Origin of the sequence: Blastomonas sp. AAP53, assembly GCF_000331245.1 — a bacterium.
Lineage (GTDB): Bacteria > Pseudomonadota > Alphaproteobacteria > Sphingomonadales > Sphingomonadaceae > Blastomonas.
This window is the reverse complement of sequence record NZ_ANFZ01000009.1, coordinates 254,658-275,028: the sequence shown is the minus strand read 5'-3', so window position 1 is coordinate 275,028 and position 20,371 is coordinate 254,658. Positions and strand designations below refer to the sequence as shown.

Below are 20,371 nucleotides of genomic sequence, written 5' to 3'. Positions count from 1 at the left end.
TCAGGCTGACCAGAACAGTGCCTTGGCAGCGCCTGCCGTGACAGGGCTGAGCGCCAGTGTCGCAAAATAACCAAGCGGCGAACAGAACAGTGCGGTCATGAGCACCAGCGTCATGCGCGCGGGTGAATCGCTGGGCGCAATCACGTCAGCGGGCTCATCGAAGTACATGACCTTGATCACCTTGAGGTAATAGAACGCCCCAATCACCGAAGCGGCAATACCGATTGCTGCCAACGGGATCAGGCCAGCCGCCACAGCCGCATCGAACACCACGAACTTGCCCCAGAAGCCGAACAGCGGCGGAATGCCGGCAAGGCTGAACATGAAGACGGCCAGTGCTGCCGCGAGGCCCGGGCGGGTCCGCGAGAGGCCGGCTAGCTTGCCGATGTCCTCGACGGGCGCACCGTTGCGATCGTTCAGATCCAGAACGCAGACGAAGCTGCCCAGCGTCATCGCGACATAGATGATCAGATAGGTCATCATCGCCGACGCGCCCTCAGGGGTTCCACAAGCGAGACCGATGAGCATGAAGCCGACGTTGTTGATCGACGAATAGGCGAGCAGCCGCTTGATGTTTGTTTGGCCGATAGCGCCAGCGGCACCCAGAATGATCGAGGCCAGAGCCACGAAGATCACGATTTGCTGCCAGACGGCCTGCTGACCGCCGAACGCCTCGATCGCGACGCGCATGGTCAGCGCGAGCGCAGCAACCTTGGGTGCGGTGGCGAAGAAGGTCGTCACCGGCGTTGGGGCGCCTTCATAGACGTCGGGGGTCCACATGTGGAACGGCACGGCGCTGATCTTGAACGCCAGGCCCGACAGCACGAACACGATGCCGAACAATGCGCCGGTCGATACGCCATCGCCAAAGGCCGTCTGGATACCGATGAAGCTGGTGGTTCCGGTAAAGCCATACAGTAGCGACATGCCGAACAGCAGGATGCCGCTCGCCAATGCGCCGAGCACGAAATACTTGAGACCCGCTTCTGCCGAACGATCATCGCTGCGCAGGAAGCTCGCGAGGACGTAAGCCGCAAGGCTCTGCATTTCGAGACCGATGTACAGCGTCAGCAGGTCGACCGCGGAAACCATCAGGCCCATGCCGATGGTCGCGAACAGGATCAGCACCGGATATTCCGGGCGCATCATGTTTCCGCGCGCGAAGAACTTGGGCGCCACGATGATGCAGCCGATTGCCGAAAGGAACACCAGCACCTTAGATAGCGAGGCGAAGCGGTCCATGCGGTACTGGCCGTAGAACGCATCCGCGCCCTCGGCAAAGGCCGGATCGAACAGGAAGTTGAGCGACAGCGCAAGCGCGCCGAACAGCGCAGTCACGGTGAGGATGCTCACCAGACGCAACGACTGCACCCCACCCCATGCCGCAATCAGCAGCACGACGAGGCCCGAGGCACTGAGAAGGATTTCCGGCGAGGCCAGCTGGAACCAGAGCGCGTAATTCATCAGTGATGGCCTTCTTCAGCATGGGCTGCGGGCGATAGAACGGGGGTGGCGCCGAGCTTGACCTGGGCATCGCCAACCGGCTTGGCCGAGGCAAGCCGGGCTTCGAGAGCGCCGACATCCTTGCGCATCGGTGCCATGAAGCTTTCAGGGTAGACACCCATCCACAGCACGACAATCGCGATAGGGAGCAACAGGGCGATCTCGCGCTTGGTCAGGTCAGGCATCGCGGCAACGTCATCGGACTTGATCACGCCATAGGCCACGCGGCGGTAGAGATAGAGCATGTACGCAGCGCCCAGGATGATGCCGGTGGTCGACACGATCGCGACCCAGCTCGACACTTCGTACACGCCGACCAGCGAGAGGAATTCGCCGACGAAACCGCTGGTGCCCGGCAGACCGATCGAGGCCATGGTGAACAGCAGGAACAGCAAAGCATAGCGCGGCATGTTGATCGACAGGCCGCCGTAACGGTCGATCTCACGCGTGTGCAGCCGATCGTAGATCACGCCAACGCACAGGAACAAGGCGCCCGAAACCAGACCGTGGCTGAGCATCACGACAAGCGCGCCTTCAAGCCCTTGGCGGTTGAACGCGAACAGACCGACGGTGACGATCGCCATATGCGCGACCGACGAATAGGCGATCAGCTTCTTCATGTCGCTCTGCACCAGCGCGATCAGCGAGGTGTAGACCACCGCGACCATCGACAGCGCGAACACCAGCCAGATGTAATCGACTGACGCATCGGGGAACATCGGCAGCGAGAAGCGGATGAAGCCATAGCCGCCCATCTTGAGCAGCACGCCGGCGAGGATCACCGAGCCTGCGGTCGGCGCCTGAACGTGCGCATCAGGCAGCCAGGTGTGCACCGGCCACATCGGCATCTTGACCGCGAAGCTGGCGAAGAACGCGAGCCACAGCCAGGACTGTGCTTCCAGCGGGAAGTCATAGGCCATCAGTGTCGGGATATCCGACGTGCCCGCCTCGTTCACCATCCAGAACATCGCGATCAGCATCAGCACCGATCCGAGCAGGGTGTAGAGGAAGAACTTGTAGCTGGCATAAATGCGGTTCGCACCACCCCAGATGCCGATGATCAGGTACATCGGGATTAGGCCGGCTTCGAAGAAGATGTAGAACAGGAAGATGTCCTGCGCGGCGAACACGCCGATCATCAGCACTTCCATCAGCAGGAACGCAGCCATGTATTCGCCGACACGCGTCTGGATCGCTTCCCAGCTCGCGCCAATGCAGATCGGCATCAGGAACACCGAGAGCATGATCAGCATCAAGGCGATGCCATCGATACCCAAAGCCCAGCTGAACCGGTCGAACAGCGCAGCGCGCTCGACGAACTGCCACTGTGCGCCGCCAATGTCGAAGTTCATCCACAACACGATGCCCAGCGCCAGATCGACCAAGGTGGCGATCAGCGCCAGCCAGCGCGCAGTGTTGGCGCTGACGAACAGGCAGGCGATAGCCGCTGCCATCGGCACGGCCAGCATCAGCGACAGGATAGGAAAGCCCAGATCGTTCATGTCAGCGCACCATCAGCCAGGTGAGTGCGGCCACAAGGCCAAGCAGCATCACCAGAGCATAGCTATAAAGGAAACCGGATTGGAGCTTCACCGCCATGCGGCTGCCAGAGGCCACCAGCACGGCAGCACCATCGGGACCGAAGCGATTGATCGTCCCCTCATCGCCGACCTTCCAGAAGAAGCGGCCGAGCGCGAAGCTGGGCTTGACGAAGATGTGGTTGTACAGCTCGTCAAAGTACCACTTGTTGAGGAAGAACTTGTAGATCGGCGACAGCGCCCCTGCGACCTTGGCCGGCAGCGTGTTGTTCACCAGATACATCAGGATCGCGGTCATCAGGCCGATCAGCATTGCGACGGTCGACGCCAGCTTCACCCACAACGGAACCTCGTGCATTTCGTGCATCAGGTGCGCGTCGAAGAAAAGGCTGCCGTTCCAGAATGCAGCGCCATGTTCGGCATCGATGAAGGAGTGGTGGAAGACGAAACCGGCTGCAATGGCGCCGACGGTCAGCATTCCTAGCGGAAACAGCATTGGCATCGGGCTTTCGTGCGGGTGATAGCCGCCGGTGGTGTCCGCGCCTGCCTGCTCGGGCGTCTTGTGGACGCTGTGCTGGATATGCTCGGACTGGATCCAGCGCGGCTTGCCGAAGAAGGTCAGGAACATCAGACGCCAGCTGTAGAAGCTGGTCAGCAGGGCTGCGACCACACCGATGGTGAACGCGAACTGGCCAACCTGCGTGCCGCTGGCGAACGCCGCCTCGATGATGCCGTCCTTCGAATAGAAGCCGGCAAAGCCTGCGACGCCGACGATGCCGACGCCGGTGATTGCGAGCGTACCCGCCATCATCGCCCAGAAGGTCAGCGGGATGTGTTTCCGCAGGCCACCATAATAGCGCATGTCCTGTTCATGGTGCATCGCGTGGATCACCGAACCGGCACCCAGGAACAGCAAGGCCTTGAAGAAGGCGTGCGTAAACAGGTGGAACATCGCCGCGCTGTAGGCGCCCACGCCTGCGGCAAAGAACATGTAGCCCAGCTGCGAGCAGGTCGAATAGGCGATGACGCGCTTGATGTCGGTCTGCACCAGGCCGACGGTCGCGGCGAACAGCGCGGTGCAGGCACCGACCACCGTCACCACGGTGAGCGCAGTCGGGCTGGCCTCGAACATCGGCGACAGACGGCAGACCATGAACACACCGGCGGTGACCATCGTCGCCGCGTGGATCAGCGCCGACACCGGCGTCGGGCCTTCCATCGCGTCGGGCAGCCAGGTGTGCAGGCCGAGCTGCGCCGACTTGCCCATCGCACCGATGAACAGCAGCAGGCACAGCACGGTCATCAGGTCGAACCGGTTGCCCAGGAAACCGATCGTCGCGCCTTCCATGCCCGGCGCAGCCGCGAGGATCGCAGGGATCGACACGGTGCCGAACACCAGGAAGGTGCCGAAGATGCCCATCATGAAGCCAAGGTCACCGACGCGGTTGACGACGAACGCCTTGATCGCGGCGGCATTGGCGCTGGGTTTGCGGAACCAGAAACCGATCAGCAGGTACGAGGCAAGGCCCACGCCTTCCCAACCGAAGAACATCTGCACCAGGTTGTCAGCGGTCACCAGCATCAACATGGCAAAGGTGAACAGCGACAGATACGCAAAGAAGCGCGGCTGATCGGGATCCTCGTCCATATAGCCCCAGCTATACAGGTGAACGAGCGCCGAAACCGAGGTCACGACGACCAGCATCACCGCGGTCAGCGTGTCAACGCGCAGTGCCCAGTCGAACTGCAGGTCGCCCGAGCGCAGCCAGGAGAGGACCGGCACGACATATTCGGTACTCGACCCGTTCAGGAAACCGATGAAGATCGGCCAGCTGAGACCGCAAGCGGCAAACAGCGCCAGCGTGGTGACGACCTTGGCGGGGACATTGCCGATGATCCGGTTGCCCAGGCCTGCAATGATCGCTGCCAGAAGCGGCAGGAAGACGATGAGGGTAATGGCCATGTGCTTCAACCCTTCATCTGGTTGATGTCGTCAACCGCGATCGTGCCGCGGCCGCGGAAGTAGATGACAAGGATCGCAAGCCCGACAGCTGCTTCGCCAGCGGCGACCGTCAGCACGAACATCGCGAAGACCTGCCCCACCATGTCGCCCAGGAAGACGCTGAACGCGACGAGATTGATGTTCACCGCCAGCAGGATCAGCTCGATGGCCATCAGGATGATGATGACGTTCTTGCGGTTGAGGAAAATGCCCAGCACGCCCATCACGAAGAGGATGGAGCTGACCACGAGATAATGCTCGATACCAATCACAGGTCGACCCCTTCACCGACGACGGGCTGCGTGTTGCGTGTCGCGTCCTCGGGACGACGACGCACCTGCGAAGCGATGTTCTGCGGACGAACGCCGACGCGCTTGCGGTGTGTCAGCACGATCGCACCGACCATGGCCACCAGCAGCACCAGCCCGGCGCTTTCGAACAGGAAGATATAACGCGTGTAGAGCAGCTCACCCACTGCCTGGATGTTGCTGGCGCCCATCCGCGCGGGGTTCAGCGCATGCTCGCCCAGCGCAATGTTGCCGGCCTGATACGCACCGATGCCGAAGATCAGCTCGGCAAGGAACACTGCGGCGAGCGCGAGGCCCAGCGGTAGGTTCTTCATGAAGCCGCCGCGCAGCTCGGCAAAATCGATGTCGAGCATCATCACGACGAACAGGAACAGCACCGCGACCGCGCCGACATACACGATGACCAGCAGCATCGCGATGAACTCGGCACCGATCAGCACCATGAGCCCCGCCGCGTTGAAGAACGCGAGAATGAGCCAGAGCACCGAGTGCACCGGGTTGCGAGCCAGGATCGTGAACGCACCGCTGGCTATCACCACCGATGCAAACAGGTAAAAGGCAAATATCTGGATCAAAGCTTTACAGCCCCCGATGCGCCCAATCGAGCAGGTCTGGTGTCCGGCCCTCGCCCCGCCTCTCCCAGCGGGTCAAAAGCCATGCGTGAATCGAATTCGAGTGCGCCTTAACGATAAGGGGCATCGGCTTCAAGGTTGGCGGCAATGGCGCGTTCCCATTTGTCGCCATTCTCTAGCAGCTTGCCCTTGTCGTAGATCAGTTCCTCGCGGGTTTCCGTCGCATATTCGAAGTTCGGCCCTTCGACGATCGCGTCAACCGGGCAGGCTTCCTGACAGAAACCGCAATAGATGCACTTGGTCATGTCGATGTCGTAGCGCGTCGTACGGCGGCTGCCGTCGTCGCGCGGTTCGGCCTCAATGGTGATCGCCTGTGCCGGGCACACGGCCTCGCACAGCTTGCATGCGATGCAGCGCTCTTCCCCATTGGGATAGCGTCGCAGAGCATGCTCGCCACGGAACCGAGGCGAAAGCGGGTTCTTTTCGAACGGATAGTTGATCGTCGCCTTGGGCTTGAAGAAATACTTCAAGGTCAGCGCGTGTGCCTTCACGAACTCATAGAGCGTGAACGCCTTGATCGTCTGCAACATGACTTCAGACCCCGTATCTGGTGAGCATCAGGTATCCCGACACCAGGAAAATCCACAGGAGCGAGATGGGCAGGAAGACCTTCCAGCCGAGCCGCATCAGCTGGTCATAGCGGTAACGGGGGACCGTTGCCTTGACCCAGCTGAAAATGAAGAAGAACGCCGAGATCTTGAGGATCAGCCAGAAGATGCCGGGGATCGCATACAGCGGCGCCCAATCGACCGGCGGCAGCCAGCCACCCCAGAACAGCACCGCGTTGAGCGTGCACATCAGCAGCACGTTGGCATATTCACCCAGCCAGAACAGCGCGAAGGCCATTGACGAATATTCGGTCTGATAGCCCGCAACCAGCTCGCTTTCAGCCTCGGTCAGGTCGAACGGCGCGCGCGCGGTTTCCGCCAGCGACGAGATCAGGAACATCACCGCCATCGGGAACAGCAGCAGGTTGAAGCCGTACCAGTTGACGAAACCCAGGCCATGACCGCGCTGCGCCTCGACGATGTCGTTCATGTTGAAGCTGCCGGTCCACAGCACCACGGTGACGATGATGAAGCCGATCGAAACTTCGTACGAGATCATCTGGGCAGCTGCGCGCAGAGCCGAGAAGAACGGGTATTTCGAGTTCGACGCCCAACCGGCGATAACCACGCCGTACACGCCGAGCGAGCTGATCGCGAGGATGTAGAGAAGGCCGACGTTGATGTCTGCCAGGACCATGTCCTGATCGAACGGGATCACCGCCCACGACAGCAGCGCCACGGTGAAGGTGATGATCGGCGCAAGCAGGAACAGGCCCTTGTTGGCGCCCGAAGGAATGATCGTTTCCTGCAGGAACACCTTAGCCGCATCGGCAAAGCTCTGCAGGATGCCGAACGGTCCAACCACGTTGGGGCCACGGCGCAGCGCCATGGCGGCCCAGATCTTGCGGTCGAAATAGATCACGATCGCCACCGACAGCATCACCGGCAGCGCGATCAGCAGGATCAGGATGAGGTTGGCGACGAACCAGCCCCAGCCCATGCCGAGCGTGGATTGGAAAAACTCGGTCATTCTGCTGCCTCCAGAATTTCTTCGCCGTGCAGCAGTTCAGCCGAGCAGCGCTGCATCGTCGCAGAGGCGCGGGCGATGGCGTTGGTCAGATAGAAGTCCTTGATCGGATAGCCGACCGGACCGCTTGCATTCGCCGCCAGCTTGGGCGGTGCCCAATCGAACGATGCCAGCCCTTCGACTCCCAGCGCCGGAACCGCAGCGATCATCGCCGCGCGGCATTCTACAAAGCTGTCGAACGGCAGCTTGTGGCCCAGCACTTCAGACAGCGCGCGCAAGATCGACCAGTCCTCGCGGGCATCGCCCGGCGCGAACACGGCCTTGTCGCTCATCTGCACCCGGCCCTCGACATTAACATAGGTGCCGTTCTTTTCGGGATAGGCTGCTGCGGGCAGGATCACATCCGCCGCTGCTGCGCCCTTGTCGCCATGATGACCGATGAACACCTTGCAGCTGGCATCGAATTGGCTGAAATCCACCTCGTCGGCACCCAGCGCGAACAGCAGCTTCGGCTTGGCGGCGACCAGATCGGCGATGCCGCCCGGCTGCGCCCAGCCGAGCATCAGACCGCCCATGCGCGATGCCGCCATGTGCAACACATTGAAGCCGTTCCAGGCACCGTCCTCAGTATCGCGGACCATGTTGAAGGTCTCGGCCAGCGCCAGAGCTGCGCCATGCGCACCTTCGACCGCCAGCGCGCCGCCGCCCATGATGAGCGCGGGCCGCTTGGCACCCTTGAGCACCTCGGCCACGGCGTCGGGCAGCTTGGCGAGCAGACCCATGTCGTTGCCCAGCCACTCGACCTTGTAGGTCAGATCGATCTGTTCGCCGATCGCATAGACCTTGGCGCCATGTTTGATCGCCTTGCGGATGCGGGTGTTGACCAAAGGCGCTTCCCAGCGCGGGTTGGTGCCGACCAGCAGGATCGCGTCGGCGGTCTCGATGCCGTTGAGCGTCGAGTTGAAGTTGACCGCAGCGAAGCTGGATACGTCGTACTTGAGGCCGGTCTGACGGCCCTCGATCAGCTTCGAGCCCATCAGGCCGAGCAGTTCGCGCGCGGCAAACATCGTTTCGCAATCGAGCAGATCGCCTGCAACCGCTGCGACGCTCGACCCGGCGTTGACGTCCGCAATCGCCTGGAAGGCCTCCGCCCAGCTGGCCGGGACCAGCTTGCCGTCGCGGCGGACAAAAGGCTTGTCGAGACGACGGCGCATCAGGCCATCGACCGCATAGCGGGTCTTGTCGTGCGCCCACTCCTCGTTGACGTCGTCATTGACGCGCGGCAGCACGCGCAGCACTTCCCTGCCCCGGCTGTCGAAGCGGATGTTGGTGCCGACCGCGTCCATCACATCGATGCCCAGTGTCTTCTTCAGCTCCCACGGCCGCGCCTCATAGGCGTAAGGCCGCGAGGTCAGCGCGCCGACCGGGCACAGATCGATGACATTGCCCGAAAGCTCGGAAGATACCGCCTTTTCGAGATAGCTGGTGATCTGCATGTTTTCGCCGCGACCGACCGCACCGATCTGCTCGGTTCCGGCCACTTCCTCGGCAAAGCGCACGCAGCGGGTGCAATGGATGCACCGGGTCATCACCGTCTTGATGATGGGTCCCATGTACTTCTCGGTCACCGCGCGCTTGTTCTCGTCATAGCGCGAACCGCCACGACCATAGGCAACCGATTGGTCCTGCAGATCGCACTCGCCGCCCTGATCGCAGATCGGGCAATCAAGCGGGTGGTTGATCAGCAGGAATTCCATGACGCCTTCGCGCGCCTTCTTCACCATATCGCTGTTGGTGCGGACTTCCTGGTTATCCATCGCGGGCAAAGCGCAGCTCGCCTGGGGCTTGGGCGGTCCGGGCTTCACCTCGACCAGGCACATTCGGCAGTTGCCGGCGATGCTCAGCCGCTCATGATAGCAAAAACGCGGTATCTCCTTGCCAGCAGCCTCGCAGGCCTGCAGCACGGTTGCGCCCTGGGGGACTTCGACCTCGATCCCGTCTACGGTAAGCTTAGGCATAATTACTCCGCTGCCTCCATCAGGCCGCCGCCCTGCTTTTCAACAATGCGACGCTCCATCTCCGGACGGAAATGCTTGATCAGGCCCTGGATCGGCCAGGCAGCCGCGTCGCCGAGCGCACAAATGGTGTGGCCTTCGACCTGCTTGGTGACTTCGTACAATGTGTCGATTTCGCTGATGTCAGCGTCACCCGTACGCATACGCTCCATGACGCGCCACATCCAGCCGGTGCCCTCGCGGCACGGCGTGCACTGGCCGCAGCTTTCGTGCTTGTAGAAATAGCTCAACCGGCTGATCGCCTGAACAATGTCGGTCGACTTGTCCATGACGATGACCGCAGCTGTGCCAAGACCCGATCCGACCTCTTTCAGGCCATCGAAATCCATCGGTGCGTCGATGATCTGTGCAGCGGGCACCAAAGGCACCGAAGAGCCGCCCGGGATCACCGCGAGCAGATTGTCCCAACCGCCACGAATGCCCCCGCAATGTTTCTCGATCAGTTCGCGGAACGGGATGCTCATCGCTTCCTCGACCACGCAGGGCTTGTCGACATGCCCGCTGATCTGGAACAGCTTGGTGCCCTTGTTGTTCTCGCGCCCGAAGCTGGAGAACCAGCTCGCACCGCGCCGCAGGATGGTGGGCACCACCGCGATCGATTCGACGTTGTTGACCGTGGTCGGGCAGCCATACAGGCCCGCACCCGCCGGGAACGGGGGCTTGAGACGGGGCTGGCCCTTCTTGCCTTCCAGGCTTTCGATCATCGCGGTTTCTTCGCCGCAGATATAGGCGCCTGCGCCGCGATGGACGAAGACATCGAAATCATAGCCCGATTTGGCGGCGTTCTTGCCGATCAGACCGGCTTCATAAGCCTCGTCAACCGCCGCCTGCAGCACCTCGGCCTCGCGGATATACTCGCCACGAACATAGATATACGCAGCGCGCGCGCGCATCGCGAACCCGGCGATCAGCGCGCCCTCGATCAGCTTGTGCGGATCGTGGCGCAGGATCTCGCGGTCCTTGCAGCTGCCCGGCTCGGATTCATCGGCGTTGATCACCAGGAAGCTGGGACGACCGTCCTTCGATTCCTTGGGCATGAAGCTCCACTTCATGCCGGTGGGGAAGCCCGCACCACCACGTCCGCGCAGGCCCGAAGCCTTCACCTCTTCGATCAGCTTGTCCTGGCCCCAGGCAATCAGATCCTTGGTGTTGTCCCAATCGCCACGCGCCTGCGCCGCTTTCAGGTTCCAGGGCTGGAACCCGTAGACGTTGGTAAAAATGCGATCCTTGTCAGCGAGACTCACGACTTGGTACCTCCCGATCGATCCCGGCTGAAAATACCGAAACCACCGAACAAAAAGCCGAGGATGGCCCAGACAACCCAGCCATCCCCATTCACAAACTTGAACACCGCCAGCGCCAGGAAAATGATGCCGATAACGGGCACCCCTTTGCGCATCGGCTCATTCATCACCAATCCCCGCGATAATCGTGGTTGGCATCGACCATGGCGTTGAGCGTGGTCGGCCCGCCCTCGGGCTCGCTGGTGTGGCGGCCCACGATCTGCGTACCAGCTTTGGGGCTTTCACCCGCCGCCAGGGCTTCCAGAATCCGTGTGGTGCTGTCGTAATCCAGGTCTTCGAAGTTATCGTCGTTGATCTGGACCATCGGTGCGTTCGAGCAATTGCCCATGCACTCGACCTCGGTCAGCGTGAACAGGCCGTCGGGCGTGGTCTTGCCCTTGACCAGCCCCTTGTTGGCGCATGCCGCCATCACGTCATCGCTGCCGCGCAGCAGGCACGGCGTCGTGCCGCAGACCTGAACATGGAAGCGACCAACCGGCGCGAGATTGTACATCGTGTAGAAGCTCGCGACCTCATAGGCGCGGATATACGGCATATCGAGCATCGCAGCGATATATTCGATCACTGGAACCGGCAGCCAGCCTTGCGTCTGCGTTTCCGCGCCGACCTGACGCTGTGCCAGATCGAGCAACGGCATCACCGCGCTGCGCTGGCGCCCTTCGGGATAGCGCGCGATGACGGTTTTCGCCTTGGCGAGGTTTTCATCGGTGAATACAAAACCACCCCAGCGGGCGCGGGTTTCGGCTTCATCGGGGATATGGGCTGCGTCAGCCATCAGCGGACAAACTCCACGCGCGACACCTTGTCGCCTTCAAAACTGTAAATCGACATGACTTCGAAAGGCTCGCTCTCGGCAGAGCGCGAGACTTTTTCATGCAGCACGACGGTCTCGCCCAGGACATAGCTGGACAGGATGTCGGCGCGGTTCTGTGGAAACTCGGCGAACATCGCCTTGAGCCCCGAACGCACCCCTTCCTTGCCTTCGCGCAGCACGGCACCGCGATAGCCCGCTTCGCAGGCATCGTCGGTCATCAGCGCGACATAGGAGTCGGCATCCTGAGCATTGTAATGTGCGATCATCGCCTCTGCGACGGCCAGTTTGACGCTCACCGGTCGCACTCCCCGAACACCACGTCGATCGCACCCAGAATGGCGGTCGCGTCAGAGAGCATGTGGCCACGCGACATGAAGTCCATCGCCTGAAGGTGCGAGAACGCGGTCGGGCGGATCTTGCAGCGGTACGGCTTGTTGGTGCCATCGGCGACCAGATACACGCCGAATTCGCCCTTGGGGCTTTCGGTCGCGACATAGACTTCGCCCGCCGGGACATGGAAGCCCTCGGTGTAGAGCTTGAAGTGATGGATCAGGGCTTCCATCGACTGCTTCATCTCGGCGCGCTTCGGCGGCACGACCTTGCGATCAGCAGACGCGATCGGGCCTTCGGGCATCTCGTTCAGGCACTGGCGCATGATACGCGCGGACTGGCGGACTTCCTCGACGCGGACCATGAAACGATCGTAGCAGTCGCCGCGCGTGCCGACAGGAACATCGAATTCCATCCGGTCATAGACATCATAAGGCTGCGACTTGCGCAGGTCCCACGGAATGCCGCTGCCGCGAATCATCGGACCGGAAAAGCCCCAGCGCACCGCGTCGTCCTTCGACACGATGGCGATATCGACATTGCGCTGCTTGAAGATGCGGTTGTCGACGACCAGGCTCATCGCGTCCTCGAACAGCTTCGGGAACGTGTCGAGCCAGTCGGCCAGATCGGTGAGCAGCTTGAGCGGCACATCCTGATGCACGCCGCCGGGGCGGAACCAGGCACTGTGCATGCGCGCACCCGAGGCGCGTTCGAAGAAGTTGAGGCAATCCTCGCGGATTTCGAACAGCCACAGATTGGGCGTCATCGCACCGACATCCATCACGTGCGCGCCAAGGTTGAGCATGTGGTTGCAGATGCGGGTCAGTTCGGCAAACAGCACGCGCAGATATTGCGCACGCAGCGGAACTTCGAGGTTCAGCAGCTTCTCGATCGCCAGCACATAGCTGTATTCCATCGCCAGCGGCGAGCAGTAATCGAGCCGGTCGAAATACGGCAGCGCCTGCAGGTACGTCTTGTACTCGATCAGCTTTTCGGTGCCGCGATGTAGCAGGCCGACATGGCAATCGATGCGTTCGACGATTTCACCGTCCAGTTCCATGACCATGCGCAGCACGCCGTGTGCTGCGGGGTGCTGGGGCCCGAAGTTGATCGTGTAGTTCTGGATCTCCAGATCGCCTGCGGTCAAATCCTGTTCGACCAGCACGCCACCCAGATCGTCGTGAAAGGCTTCGGCGGTCATGGCTTGCCCTCCTTGTTGTCGGGGCTCTTGTCGGCCGGCTTTTCAGCAGGCGCCTCGGGGCTGGTCTTGGCCGCCTCCTTGTTGGCACCCTTGCCCGCGCCGGTATCCGACTGCTTTTCGGTGGTCTTCGGGATGTCGGCGTGCGGCGGACCGCCCAGCGATTTTTCGTCGCCCGGCAGCACATAGTCCGCCCCCTCCCATGGAGAGGTGAAGTCGAAGTTGCGGAAGTCCTGCGCCAGCTTGACGGGTTCGTAGATCACGCGGCCCTGCTCTTCGGAATAGCGCATCTCGCTGTAGCCGGTGAGCGGAAAGTCCTTGCGGAAGGGATGACCACGGAAACCGTAGTCGGTGAGAATGCGGCGAAGATCCGGATTGCCGGCGAAGATGACGCCATACATGTCATAGACTTCGCGCTCCAGCCAGCCTGCGACCGGCCAGATATTGGTCACGGTGGGCACCGGCGTATCCTCGTCGGTGGTGCACGCCACGCGGATGCGGTGGTTCCTGGTCAGGCTCAGCAGACAATAGACGACCTCGAACCGCTCAGCGCGGTCGGGATAGTCAACACCTGCGATTTCCATCAGCTGCTGATAGTCGTGCCGGTCGCGCAAAAGATCCAGCGCCTCAGCCACGGCATCGCGGCGGACGGTGAAGCAATATTCGCCTTGCGCGAACCGCGTGGCCAGCAGCCGGTCGCCCAGCGTGAGGGCGACAGCGTCGCCCAGGCCATCAAGAACGGCATAACGTGGTGCCGAATGTCCCATGTGCGTCCCTCAACCGGCCAGCCTCCACAGCAGGCCTTTTCACTTCACGTCAACGTTCGATCGTGCCCACCCGGCGGATCTTGCGCTGCAATTGCATCACACCATAAAGCAGAGCCTCGGCGGTCGGCGGGCAACCGGGGACGTAAATGTCCACCGGAACGATGCGGTCGCAGCCGCGCACCACCGAGTAGCTGTAATGGTAATAGCCGCCACCATTGGCACAGCTGCCCATCGAAATAACATATTTCGGCTCGGACATCTGGTCGTAGACGCGGCGCAGAGCCGGGGCCATCTTGTTGCACAGCGTGCCAGCGACGATCATCACGTCCGACTGACGCGGCGATGCACGCGGCGCGACGCCAAAGCGCTCCATGTCATAGCGCGGCATGCTGACATGGATCATCTCCACCGCGCAACAGGCCAGGCCAAAAGTCATCCACCACAACGAACCGGTGCGCGCCCACTGGAACAGCTCTTCGGTCGAGGTGACCAGGAAGCCCTTGTCGGCAACCTCGGCGTTGATATCGTTCAGAAAGCCGACATCGGGCAGGGTACCGGTACCGGGCACCAGCGCTCCGGCAGGCGACGTGGCCAGCCCTGCGGCAGGGTTAGATCCTACTCCCAATCGAGTGCTCCCACTTTCCATGCGTAGACAAGACCGATGATCAGTTCGAACAGGAACACCATCATCGTGGCCCAACCGGCCCAGCCGATCTGCTCCAGCGACACCGCCCAGGGGAAGAGGAACGCCGCTTCGAGATCGAAGATGATGAACAAGATGGCGACAAGGTAGAACCGCACGTCAAACTGGCTGCGCGAATCCTCGAACGCGGGGAAGCCGCATTCATATTCGCTCAATTTGGCGACGGTCGGTTTATCTGCTCCGGTGAGCCGCGACACCCCTATCGGCAGGAAGACAAATGCCACCGACAGAAGCAGAGCGACCGCAAGGAACAGCAAAATCGGCAGATATTCGGCCATGTGCGTATCCCGCTTGTGCGTGTTGCTTGGAGCGGTCTTTAGGCCAGCAAACCGGCTATCGCAAGCCGCAACGCCCCCTTTTTTGCGGCAATGCAACGCATTCTCAAAGTCGCGAAAAGTTGCGCAAATCTGTGCTTTTGGGCACAATTTGACCTAGGCAACCGAGCTATCCGATTGGCAAGGCGGCACACGGTCGCCCAAGGAGAGGAACACCACGATCATGTCAGCAATCAAATCGGCGCTGTTCGGCATTATGGCGCTGACGGCGGGATTGAACATCCTGCCCGCACATGCACAGAATGTCACGGCCACCATACCGGACAGCATAGCGGCCGTGCTGCAGGCGCGCGGCCTGCCCAGCGAACTGAAGCGGGGCGAAGGCAACCCCTATATCCGCAGCGCCTATGACGACATGCCGTTCCTGGTGGCCCTGATGAACTGCGATGACGACAAGACCAATTGCGCCACCGTGCAGTTCTATTTCGGCTTCAACGATAAGAAGGATTTTCCGCTCGAGAAGCTCAACGAATGGAACGCTACCAAGCGGTTCGTGCGCGCGTATCGCGACGACGAGAACGATCCGGTGCTGGTGATGGATGTCGATACCGACAAGGGCGGCGTGCCGCAGGCTGTTTTCAACGAAAACCTGAGCGTCTGGCTGGACCAGATGCAGCAATACCGGCGCTTCGTGACGGAATAGCCTTCAAAGGATCCGGTGCGTTGCGCGGCTCAGCGCAGCGCACCGACCAGCAGCTTGTGCAGGCGCGAGTGCAACGCGTCATTGCCGGCGATCACCTGCTGGCGCTCCATCGGCTGGCTGCCGCCGCGATAATCGGTGACGAACCCGCCAGCCTCGCGCACCAGCAAAATGCCTGCCGCAACATCCCAGGGCTGCAGACCGCTTTCCCAGAAACCGTCGAACTTGCCTGCCGCCAGCCACGCCATGTCGAGCGAGGCAGCACCAAAGCGGCGGATACCGGCCACTTCCGGCGCGATCGCGCCGAAGATGCGCGTCCATTCGGCCATGTCACCATGGCCCAGGAACGGGATGCCGGTAGCGATCAACGCTTCGTTGAGGCTCCGACGACCCGATACACGCAACCGGCGATCATGCAGCCAGGCTCCGCGAGACTTTTCAGCCCAATAGCTCTCATCCGTCACCGGCTGATAGATCAGCCCTGCGCTGATCTCGCCCCAGCCCTTGCCGTCCAGCGTCGGCTCCTGCACTGCAATCGAGATCGCGAAATGCGGAATGCCATGCAGGAAGTTGCTGGTGCCATCGAGCGGATCGATGATGAAGCGCGGCTTGCCGGCCTCGGCGGGAATGTCGCCGCCCTCTTCGAGCAGGAAACCCCAGCCCGGACGCGCCTTGGAGAGCTCATCATACAGGATGCGCTCGGCGCGCTGATCGGCCTTGGAAACGAAGTCCGCCGGGCCCTTCTTGGAGACCTGGAGATGCTCCACCTCGCCAAAGTCGCGGCGCAAACGGCCTCCGGCCTTGCGCGCGGCGCTTTCCATGACACGGATGATGGCTGAGATGGCAGGCATGGCAATAGGGTCCGATCAATCCGCCTTGCGGACATATTCCTTGGCATAGACATCGACGACGATGCGCGTGCCGCTGCTGATGTGCGGAGGCACCATCACGCGCACGCCGTTGTCGAGAATGGCAGGCTTGTAGCTGGACGAGGCGGTCTGCCCCTTCACGACGGCATCCGCCTCGACGATGGTCGCCTCGATCGTGTCAGGCAGCTGCACCGAGATGGGGCGCTCGTCATACATTTCCAGCGTCACCTGCATGCCGTCCTGCAGGAAGGCAGCTTCGTCGCCCAACAGCTTGGCCGCGATGGTGATCTGCTCGTAGTTTTCCTGATCCATGAACACATAGGACTCGCCATCTGCGAACAGGAACTGGAAATCCTTGGTGTCCAGCCGGACCTTCTCGACCGTATCCTGGCTGCGATAGCGGATATTGGTCTTGCGGCCATCCTCGAGATTTTTCATCTCGACCTGCATGAAGGCACCGCCCTTGCCGGGCTGGGTATGCTGGATCTTGGCGACTTTCCAGATGCCACCTTCGTGTTCCAGAATGTTGCCGGGGCGAATATCGACACCGCTGATCTTCATGCGAGGCTCGTTTCCAATGGATTTCAGGGAATGGTGGTGCCCTCTAGGCGGATGGAGCGGGCATGGCAAGGGCTTTGGGCTGCACGTGCACGATCACGCGGGTCCTTCAAAATCCGTGCCCCCGACCAGGGACGCCGCCCAATCCCCTCGCGATGACGCTTTCTTCCTATATGCCAGAAGCTGAAGATATTAGGTTAAACCTGCATCCCAACGCTGCAATCTTGCCGCATGGGACGGGATCTGATCACTATGCCATTGTTCAGCATCGAGACGCCAGCTGCCGGGATCTTTGGCCGTGCACGAAACGAGGTTGTCAGCGCGCATGCCGAGCGCGGGCATGCCGTTCCCGATGTCGAAGAGTTCGAAGCGGACTTCGTCAGCTATCTGTCCCGGCTCGACGGATCATCCCGCAGCCGTCCCCTTGCCCTGCTCCAGGAGAGCAAAGAACTGTCGCACAGCTGAAGCCGGACCTTCGGGGTGGTTCCAGATGCCACCCGACACGGCAATGAAATCCGTTCCGGTCGCGATGATGGAGGCGGCATTTTCCAGCGTGATCCCGCCGATGGCAACGCACGGCGGCTCCATCATCGATGACCACCATTCCAGAATTTCCGGATCGGCCTTGATCTTCGCATCCTTGGTGGTGCTGGGAAAGAAAGCGCCGAAAGCGACGTAATCTGCGCCCATTTCGCCCGCTTCCAAGGCCAGATGGCGGCTGTTGTGGCATGTCACACCGATCTGCGCATCCTTGCCCAGTTCCTCGCGCGCCTCGCGCGGGTCGCCATCGCCCTGCCCCAGATGCACGCCGTCCGCGCTCAGCCGCTTGGCGAGCGCCACATCATCGTTGACGATGAACGCACAGTCATGCTCGCGGCAGATCTCCTGCAGCGGCGCGGCGAGCCGTGCCGCCTCATGCTGGTCGATATCCTTGACGCGAAACTGGAACGCGGCCACCGGCCCTGCCTCCAGCGCGGCGCGTAACCGGTCGGGGAACTCCCCGCCTACTTCGAGCGGAGAAATCAGGTAAAGCTGGCAGCTGGTCATAGGCTCAGGCGACCGAGGCGCTGTGGATTTCGTCGATCGCACCGCCCAGCGAAGCGTCGAATTCATCGTCGCTCATCTGATGCTTGAGATCGTTGAGCAATGCGCGCGAGAAGCTGGCGATGATGCCGCTGTTCTTGGCAAGTTCAACGCACGCTTCGGCACGGCTGAAACCGCCCGACAGCGCGACGACACGGATGCAAGCCGGGTGCGCGACCAGATCGGCGAACAGCCCGGCCTTGGCAGGCAGCGACAGCTTGAGCATCACGCGGCGACCTTCGGGCAGCGCATCGAGCGCCTTTTTCAGCTTGGCGAGCAGAATGTCATCGCAATCAGCGCGCGTGTCGCTCTTGATGTTCACTTCAGGCTCGATGATCGGGATCAGACCATGATCGAGGATTTCGCCTGCAACCTCGAACTGCTGCTTCACGATCGCCGCAATGCCCGTCTGCGAGGCGGAGTTGATCACCGAACGCATCTTGGTGCCGAACACGCCGAGCGTCTTGGCGCGATCCAGCAATTCGCCCAGACCGCCGATCGGCTTCATCAACTGCACGCCGTCCGCTTCGTCTTCCAGGCCCTTGTCGACCTTGAGGAACGGCACCACGCCGCGTTCCCACAACAGTGCAGGGACGCTCTTGCCGCCTGCTTCACCGTCCATCGTGCGTTCGAACAGGATCGCACCGATCACCTTGTCGCCGTTGAAGCAGGGCGAGGTCACGATGCGGCTGCGCATGCCGTGAATCAGCGCGAACATTTCCTCGTCGCTGCTCCAGGCGTCATCTTCAAGGCCATAGCCCTTGAGCGCCTTGGGCGTGGAACCGCCGCTCTGATCAAGCGCAGCGATAAAGCCCTGGCCTGCCTCGATTTTGGCAAGCATCTGGTCGAAATTTGCGGTGTCGGTCATGGTCGGTCTTCCCTGAAGTTTGCAGGCTTATGGTTGTTTATTGGAGGTCGCGCGCCTCAGGTGTGAAGCGCCTTGACGCCGGGCAGCTCCTTGCCTTCCATCCATTCGAGGAACGCGCCGCCAGCGGTTGAAACGAAAGAGAAATCCTCGGCTACGCCAGCATGGTTGAGCGCGGCTACGGTGTCGCCGCCACCTGCAACCGATACCAGGGTGCCCTCGCGCGTCAGCGCTGCGGCGGTGCGCGCCAGGGCAACCGTGGCGGTATCGAACGGCGGATATTCGAACGCGCCCAGCGGGCCGTTCCATACCAGAGTCCGGCAGGTCTTGAGGACATCGGACAAAGCCTCGACCGCGGACGCGCCGACATCAAGGATCATCTCGTCGGCGGCCACTTCATGCACATTCGCGGTGCGGCATGGCACGTTGGCGCCGAACTCCTTGGCCACGACCACGTCATAAGGCAGGTGAACGGTGCAGTTCGCCTTGTCGGCCGCCTCCAGAATGGCATTGGCGGTGTCGGCCAGATCATGCTCGCAGAGCGACTTGCCGACATCAACCCCGCGCGCGGCGAGGAAGGTGTTGGCCATGCCGCCACCGATGATCAGATGATCGACCTTGCCGACCAGATGCGTCAGCACGTCGAGCTTGGTGGAAACCTTCGCGCCGCCGACGACGGCTGCGACCGGATGTTCCGGATTGCCCAGCGCCGCTTCCAGCGCCTTCAACTCGGCCTCCATCGCGCGACCGGCAAAGGCCGGCAGCAGATGCGCCAGGCCCTCGGTGGTCACATGCGCGCGGTGCGCAGCGGAAAACGCGTCGTTGACGTAGAAATCCCCCAGCGCCGCCATCTGCTTGGCCAGTTCGGGATCGTTCTTTTCCTCGCCGGGGAAGAAGCGGCTGTTTTCCAGCACGGTGATGCTGCCTGGCTCAAGCACGTCGATGGCATGGCGATCGGGCGATGCCAGAAAGCCGACATGCCGCCCCATCACCGTACCCAGCGCCTCGGCGATCGGACGAAGCGTGAACTCGGGATCAACCTTGCCCTTGGGGCGGCCGAAATGTGCGAGCACCAGAACCTTGGCGCCATGATCTGCCAGTTCGGCCAGCGTCGGCATTGCCGACCGCAGCCGGGTGTCATCGGACACCCGGCCTTCGTGGATCGGTACGTTCAGGTCTTCACGAACCAGGACAGGCTTGCCTGCCACGCCATGACGATCAGCAATCAGATCATCCAGGGTCTTGAACATGGGGGCAGCCTCTCCTGTTTAT

The 20,371-nt window shown here is 61.6% G+C and carries 22 protein-coding genes; 1 reads left to right on the top strand and 21 read right to left on the bottom strand.

Annotation, left to right across the window (positions count from 1 at the left end; translation table 11 throughout):
- The 16 genes from nuoN to ndhC form a co-directional block, all read right to left on the bottom strand.
- Positions 1-1,464, bottom strand: a complete 1,464-nt coding sequence (gene nuoN, locus D618_RS0108225; RefSeq protein WP_017671027.1) for an NADH-quinone oxidoreductase subunit NuoN — start codon at positions 1,462-1,464, stop codon at positions 1-3.
- Positions 1,464-3,005, bottom strand: coding sequence for an NADH-quinone oxidoreductase subunit M (locus D618_RS0108220; RefSeq protein WP_017671026.1), 1,542 nt, complete (start codon positions 3,003-3,005; stop codon positions 1,464-1,466). The genes nuoN and D618_RS0108220 overlap by 1 nt, the downstream gene beginning before the upstream one ends.
- 1 nt (position 3,006) lies before the next feature.
- Complete coding sequence (gene nuoL, locus D618_RS0108215) at positions 3,007-5,004, bottom strand: NADH-quinone oxidoreductase subunit L (protein WP_017671025.1); 1,998 nt, start codon at positions 5,002-5,004, stop codon at positions 3,007-3,009.
- 5 nt (positions 5,005-5,009) lie between these two features.
- The gene (nuoK, locus tag D618_RS0108210) at positions 5,010-5,315 is read right to left on the bottom strand and encodes an NADH-quinone oxidoreductase subunit NuoK (protein ID WP_017671024.1); all 306 of its coding nucleotides are present in this window, start codon (positions 5,313-5,315) and stop codon (positions 5,010-5,012) included.
- On the bottom strand, positions 5,312-5,926 hold the full coding sequence (locus D618_RS0108205; RefSeq protein ID WP_017671023.1) for an NADH-quinone oxidoreductase subunit J: 615 nt from the start codon (positions 5,924-5,926) through the stop codon (positions 5,312-5,314). Before D618_RS0108205 ends, nuoK begins: the two co-directional genes overlap by 4 nt.
- A 107-nt stretch (positions 5,927-6,033) precedes the next feature.
- A complete protein-coding gene (gene nuoI / locus D618_RS0108200) occupies positions 6,034-6,513 on the bottom strand; it encodes an NADH-quinone oxidoreductase subunit NuoI (protein ID WP_017671022.1) in 480 nt (159 codons plus the stop codon).
- Positions 6,514-6,517: 4 nt separating this feature from the next.
- Entirely contained in the window at positions 6,518-7,561 is a 1,044-nt protein-coding gene (nuoH, locus tag D618_RS0108195; protein WP_017671021.1) for an NADH-quinone oxidoreductase subunit NuoH, read from the bottom strand.
- Positions 7,558-9,576, bottom strand: a complete 2,019-nt coding sequence (gene nuoG / locus D618_RS0108190) for an NADH-quinone oxidoreductase subunit NuoG (RefSeq protein WP_017671020.1) — start codon at positions 9,574-9,576, stop codon at positions 7,558-7,560. Before nuoG ends, nuoH begins: the two co-directional genes overlap by 4 nt.
- A gap of 2 nt (positions 9,577-9,578) precedes the next feature.
- Positions 9,579-10,877, bottom strand: a complete 1,299-nt coding sequence (nuoF, locus tag D618_RS0108185; protein WP_017671019.1) for an NADH-quinone oxidoreductase subunit NuoF — start codon at positions 10,875-10,877, stop codon at positions 9,579-9,581.
- Positions 10,874-11,044, bottom strand: a complete 171-nt coding sequence (locus D618_RS19860) for a hypothetical protein (RefSeq protein ID WP_017671018.1) — start codon at positions 11,042-11,044, stop codon at positions 10,874-10,876. The genes nuoF and D618_RS19860 overlap by 4 nt, the downstream gene beginning before the upstream one ends.
- Positions 11,044-11,712, bottom strand: a complete 669-nt coding sequence (gene nuoE / locus D618_RS0108175) for an NADH-quinone oxidoreductase subunit NuoE (RefSeq protein WP_017671017.1) — start codon at positions 11,710-11,712, stop codon at positions 11,044-11,046. The genes D618_RS19860 and nuoE overlap by 1 nt, the downstream gene beginning before the upstream one ends.
- The gene (locus D618_RS0108170) at positions 11,712-12,017 is read right to left on the bottom strand and encodes a nuclear transport factor 2 family protein (RefSeq protein ID WP_040370471.1); all 306 of its coding nucleotides are present in this window, start codon (positions 12,015-12,017) and stop codon (positions 11,712-11,714) included. The genes nuoE and D618_RS0108170 overlap by 1 nt, the downstream gene beginning before the upstream one ends.
- A 26-nt stretch (positions 12,018-12,043) precedes the next feature.
- Positions 12,044-13,282: an NADH-quinone oxidoreductase subunit D gene (locus tag D618_RS0108165; RefSeq protein WP_017671015.1), complete on the bottom strand. Its 1,239-nt coding sequence runs from the start codon at positions 13,280-13,282 to the stop codon at positions 12,044-12,046.
- Positions 13,279-14,046, bottom strand: a complete 768-nt coding sequence (locus D618_RS0108160; protein ID WP_017671014.1) for an NADH-quinone oxidoreductase subunit C — start codon at positions 14,044-14,046, stop codon at positions 13,279-13,281. The genes D618_RS0108165 and D618_RS0108160 overlap by 4 nt, the downstream gene beginning before the upstream one ends.
- Before the next feature lie 49 nt (positions 14,047-14,095).
- The gene (locus D618_RS0108155; RefSeq protein ID WP_193746696.1) at positions 14,096-14,692 is read right to left on the bottom strand and encodes an NADH-quinone oxidoreductase subunit B; all 597 of its coding nucleotides are present in this window, start codon (positions 14,690-14,692) and stop codon (positions 14,096-14,098) included.
- A complete protein-coding gene (gene ndhC, locus D618_RS0108150) occupies positions 14,662-15,027 on the bottom strand; it encodes an NADH-quinone oxidoreductase subunit A (RefSeq protein ID WP_017671012.1) in 366 nt (121 codons plus the stop codon). The genes D618_RS0108155 and ndhC overlap by 31 nt, the downstream gene beginning before the upstream one ends.
- 220 nt (positions 15,028-15,247) lie before the next feature.
- On the opposite strand from ndhC, the gene D618_RS0108145 reads away from it, so the two are divergent.
- Entirely contained in the window at positions 15,248-15,727 is a 480-nt protein-coding gene (locus tag D618_RS0108145) for a YbjN domain-containing protein (RefSeq protein WP_017671011.1), read from the top strand.
- A 29-nt stretch (positions 15,728-15,756) separates the two neighbouring features.
- Here D618_RS0108145 and D618_RS0108140 read toward each other — a convergent pair whose 3' ends face one another.
- From D618_RS0108140 to D618_RS0108120, 5 genes are all read right to left on the bottom strand, one after another.
- The gene (locus D618_RS0108140; RefSeq protein ID WP_017671010.1) at positions 15,757-16,575 is read right to left on the bottom strand and encodes an inositol monophosphatase family protein; all 819 of its coding nucleotides are present in this window, start codon (positions 16,573-16,575) and stop codon (positions 15,757-15,759) included.
- 15 nt (positions 16,576-16,590) lie between these two features.
- Positions 16,591-17,154, bottom strand: coding sequence for an elongation factor P (efp, locus tag D618_RS0108135; protein ID WP_017671009.1), 564 nt, complete (start codon positions 17,152-17,154; stop codon positions 16,591-16,593).
- A 402-nt stretch (positions 17,155-17,556) separates the two neighbouring features.
- On the bottom strand, positions 17,557-18,198 hold the full coding sequence (gene thiE / locus D618_RS0108130) for a thiamine phosphate synthase (protein ID WP_017671008.1): 642 nt from the start codon (positions 18,196-18,198) through the stop codon (positions 17,557-17,559).
- Between the two features lie 4 nt (positions 18,199-18,202).
- Positions 18,203-19,102, bottom strand: coding sequence for a fructose bisphosphate aldolase (locus D618_RS0108125; protein WP_017671007.1), 900 nt, complete (start codon positions 19,100-19,102; stop codon positions 18,203-18,205).
- Between the two features lie 56 nt (positions 19,103-19,158).
- Complete coding sequence (locus D618_RS0108120) at positions 19,159-20,349, bottom strand: phosphoglycerate kinase (RefSeq protein WP_017671006.1); 1,191 nt, start codon at positions 20,347-20,349, stop codon at positions 19,159-19,161.
- Positions 20,350-20,371: the final 22 nt, after the last annotated feature.

Bases quoted from the DNA above. Each gene is read 5' to 3' on its own strand.
- D618_RS19860 (WP_017671018.1), bottom strand. From the start codon at position 11,044: ATGAATGAGCCGATGCGCAAAGGGGTGCCCGTTATCGGCATCATTTTC.
- nuoG (WP_017671020.1), bottom strand. From the start codon at position 9,576: ATGCCTAAGCTTACCGTAGACGGGATCGAGGTCGAAGTCCCCCAGGGC.
- D618_RS0108170 (WP_040370471.1), bottom strand. From the start codon at position 12,017: ATGATCGCACATTACAATGCTCAGGATGCCGACTCCTATGTCGCGCTG.
- D618_RS0108145 (WP_017671011.1), top strand. From the start codon at position 15,248: ATGTCAGCAATCAAATCGGCGCTGTTCGGCATTATGGCGCTGACGGCG.
- nuoE (WP_017671017.1), bottom strand. From the start codon at position 11,712: ATGGCTGACGCAGCCCATATCCCCGATGAAGCCGAAACCCGCGCCCGC.
- efp (WP_017671009.1), bottom strand. From the start codon at position 17,154: ATGAAGATCAGCGGTGTCGATATTCGCCCCGGCAACATTCTGGAACAC.
- D618_RS0108125 (WP_017671007.1), bottom strand. From the start codon at position 19,102: ATGACCGACACCGCAAATTTCGACCAGATGCTTGCCAAAATCGAGGCA.
- D618_RS0108155 (WP_193746696.1), bottom strand. From the start codon at position 14,692: ATGGAAAGTGGGAGCACTCGATTGGGAGTAGGATCTAACCCTGCCGCA.
- nuoL (WP_017671025.1), bottom strand. From the start codon at position 5,004: ATGGCCATTACCCTCATCGTCTTCCTGCCGCTTCTGGCAGCGATCATT.
- D618_RS0108165 (WP_017671015.1), bottom strand. From the start codon at position 13,282: ATGACCGCCGAAGCCTTTCACGACGATCTGGGTGGCGTGCTGGTCGAA.
- ndhC (WP_017671012.1), bottom strand. From the start codon at position 15,027: ATGGCCGAATATCTGCCGATTTTGCTGTTCCTTGCGGTCGCTCTGCTT.
- D618_RS0108140 (WP_017671010.1), bottom strand. From the start codon at position 16,575: ATGCCTGCCATCTCAGCCATCATCCGTGTCATGGAAAGCGCCGCGCGC.
- nuoN (WP_017671027.1), bottom strand. From the start codon at position 1,464: ATGAATTACGCGCTCTGGTTCCAGCTGGCCTCGCCGGAAATCCTTCTC.
- D618_RS0108220 (WP_017671026.1), bottom strand. From the start codon at position 3,005: ATGAACGATCTGGGCTTTCCTATCCTGTCGCTGATGCTGGCCGTGCCG.
- thiE (WP_017671008.1), bottom strand. From the start codon at position 18,198: ATGACCAGCTGCCAGCTTTACCTGATTTCTCCGCTCGAAGTAGGCGGG.
- nuoH (WP_017671021.1), bottom strand. From the start codon at position 7,561: ATGACCGAGTTTTTCCAATCCACGCTCGGCATGGGCTGGGGCTGGTTC.
- nuoI (WP_017671022.1), bottom strand. From the start codon at position 6,513: ATGTTGCAGACGATCAAGGCGTTCACGCTCTATGAGTTCGTGAAGGCA.
- D618_RS0108160 (WP_017671014.1), bottom strand. From the start codon at position 14,046: ATGGGACATTCGGCACCACGTTATGCCGTTCTTGATGGCCTGGGCGAC.
- D618_RS0108120 (WP_017671006.1), bottom strand. From the start codon at position 20,349: ATGTTCAAGACCCTGGATGATCTGATTGCTGATCGTCATGGCGTGGCA.